Genomic DNA, 1951 nt, shown 5'->3' with positions numbered 1-1951 from the left:
CTTCGTTAAAACAGTTTGTTGGAGTCGAGCAGCAGGGTAACCGGGCCGTCGTTGCACAGCGTAATCTGCATATGGGTTTGAAAACGGCCGGTTTCCACCGTCAGGCCGTGTCCGCGCAGAAAATCCGCCACGGCCTGATAAAGGCGTTCGGCCTGTTCGGGGCGTGCGGCGGCGGAAAAAGAAGGGCGGCGGCCGTTGCGGGCATCGGCGTAGAGTGTGAATTGCGAAACCAGCAGCACCGCGCCGCCGGTGTCTTGCAGCGAGCGGTTCAATTTGCCGTCGCCGTCTTCAAAAATCCGCAATGTAGCGATTTTGTCGGCGATGTAGCGGGCATCGGCGTTGGTGTCTTCCGTGCCGACGCCCAGCAGCACCGTGATGCCGTCTGAAATCCGTCCGGCGGTTTCACGGGTGTTTCCGTTTAAAACATCTACTTCGGCATGGGTAACTTTTTGAATCACGGCGCGCATATTCGGGCTTTCGGTTCGGGCCGTCTGAAAAGGTATTTCGGCGGACGGACGGTTTCGGATTGAGGGTTGGGGCGGGCGTTTTCAGACGGCCTTCGGGCCGCAAACGCGGCATTGCCGGTTTTTTGTCAAAGTAAAAGACTGCCAACGGCCGCTCAGGGCATTATAAACGTGCAACCGGCCGTATTCCTGAGGCTCGGTACCGAGCAGGATTTTCAAGGCTTCGGCGGCCTGCATGCTGCCGATGACGCCGACCAGCGGCGAGAATACGCCGAACAGGGCGCATGCCCCGTCGTCGGCCTGCCCGTCGTCAAATAAACAGGCGTAGCAGGGGGAATCGGAGAGGTCCGGCCGGTAGACGGCCAGCTGGCCGTCGAAGCGGGCTGCCGCGCCGGAAACCAAGGGTTTGGCCACCGCCACGCAGGCGCGGTTGAGGGCTTGGCGGGTGGCGAAATTGTCGCTGCAATCGAGCACGACATCTGCGCGGCGGACTTGCTCCGCCAGTTCGTCTCCGTCCAAATAATGCGGCAGGGCAACGGTTTCGCAGCGGCTGTTGATGCTTTTCAGACGGCCTGACAAGGTTTCGGCCTTGTTGCGGCCGATGTCACTTTCATTGAAGGCGGTTTGCCGTTGCAGATTGGTTTCATCGACTTCGTCGTGGTCGGCCAAAATCAGACGGCCCACGCCCGCCGCAGCCAAAAACGGCAGGGCGGCCGCCCCCAGGCCGCCGCAGCCGATGACCAATGCGGCGGACGATAAAAGTTTTTCCTGCCCTTCGATACCGATTTCGTCGAGCAGGATGTGGCGGCTGTAGCGTAAGAGGTCGCGGTCGTCCATTACAGGCTCAGGTTCTCGTATTCGTTGGCGAAAATAAACGGGCTGTTTTTTCCGTCATGCTGTTCGAGCAGGTGGACTTGGGTCAGAATCATGGTTTTGTCGTGATGCCGCAATGCGCTGTAAATCGACAGCAGGGCGGCATTCACACCCGACAATGCCTCTATTTCGAGGCTGTCGGCATCGTTCGCGGAAACGCTGACCGTTACGCCGATGCGGCTGAGCGCGGCATCGAAGTCGAACTGTACTTTGACATCGGTCAGCCGCGCGGGCAGATGCATCGGCAGCAGCAGGCCGGCTTGTTTGCAGCCGTGTATGGCGGACATGCGGGCGGTGGCTAGGATTTCGCTTTTCCGCAACGGTTCGTCGTCTAGCGCGGCAAACGTTTGCGGGTTGAGGTTGATGTCGCCGCAGGCAATGGCGGTTGGGGTGTCTGGAAGGGTGTTGCCGGCTGCTTCACCGGCATCTTCGTAGGAGTAGAATGGGTTGAACATAAAAGTTCCCGGAATGTAAATTTATTGGAATGGCCGTTTCTTTAATCAGGCCGTCTGAAAAGACAGCCGCCGGCAGTTGGAGATTGTAGCGCAAAATATCGGCAACAGGTGGTGTCGGAAGTAAAGAGGCCGTCTGAAAAATGCTTTTCAGACGGCCTG

Annotated in this window: 3 protein-coding genes; all 3 read right to left on the bottom strand. The window is 58.6% G+C overall.

Annotated features, from left to right (window positions below; all coding sequences use genetic code 11):
- Positions 1–5 precede the first annotated feature (5 nt).
- Complete coding sequence (dtd, locus tag ACTHSL_RS12470) at positions 6–467, bottom strand: D-aminoacyl-tRNA deacylase (protein ID WP_440381641.1); 462 nt, start codon at positions 465–467, stop codon at positions 6–8.
- A gap of 81 nt (positions 468–548) precedes the next feature.
- Positions 549–1301 carry a HesA/MoeB/ThiF family protein gene (locus ACTHSL_RS12465; RefSeq protein ID WP_440381640.1) on the bottom strand — a complete coding sequence of 251 codons (753 nt, stop codon included), beginning with the start codon at positions 1299–1301 and terminating at the stop codon, positions 549–551.
- Positions 1301–1792, bottom strand: a complete 492-nt coding sequence (locus tag ACTHSL_RS12460; protein WP_440381639.1) for a cyclic pyranopterin monophosphate synthase MoaC — start codon at positions 1790–1792, stop codon at positions 1301–1303. Before ACTHSL_RS12460 ends, ACTHSL_RS12465 begins: the two co-directional genes overlap by 1 nt.
- Between the last annotated feature and the right edge of the window lie 159 nt (positions 1793–1951).

Origin of the sequence: Neisseria sp. P0008.S010, from assembly GCF_051962715.1 — a bacterium.
Classification (GTDB): domain Bacteria; phylum Pseudomonadota; class Gammaproteobacteria; order Burkholderiales; family Neisseriaceae; genus Neisseria; species Neisseria elongata.
Note: the sequence above shows the minus strand (reverse complement) of the source record. Positions and strands in the feature narration are given on the sequence as shown.